The organism is Pseudomonas sp. KB_15, from assembly GCF_052114525.1.
In the GTDB taxonomy this organism is placed as follows: domain Bacteria; phylum Pseudomonadota; class Gammaproteobacteria; order Pseudomonadales; family Pseudomonadaceae; genus Aquipseudomonas.
The window spans coordinates 1-382 of record NZ_JBFREX010000327.1 but is presented as its reverse complement, the minus strand read 5'-3'; the positions used below and the strand labels follow the sequence as shown (position 1 = coordinate 382).

The 382-nt window shown below is 64.4% G+C and carries 1 protein-coding gene; it reads right to left on the bottom strand.

Annotated features, from left to right (window positions below; translation table 11 throughout):
* Positions 1 to 382, bottom strand: a 382-nt coding sequence (locus AB4Z35_RS31115; protein WP_442101314.1) for an amidohydrolase family protein, incomplete at both ends; no start/stop codon positions are given.

The window sequence follows — 382 nt, the reverse complement described above, 5'->3', positions numbered from 1 at the left end:
CGCAATACACGTTCGGCATGTCCATGGCCATCTGGAACGGCTCGAAGCAGTACACCCCGCCGGTCTGCACGCCAAAGTGGGCCATGATGAAGTTCACGGTCGGGAACTCCTTCATCATCGGCACCCACTCGGTGGGAATGCTGTACGGGCCGTCGCCGGTGTGCAGCTTGACCAGCACGCCCAGCTCGGCGCACTTCTGCAGCGCCGGGCGCAGCCAGTCCAGCGCGCGGTCGGGCCGGTAGGCGTGCATGTTGGCCTGGAACTGGACCATCTTGAAGCCGAGCCGCTTCACGTAGTGCTCCATCGCGTTCACGCCGTTCTCCACGCCGCAGCGCGGGTTGTAGACGTAGCAGCCGATGAAGCGCTCCGGGTACTTCTCCAC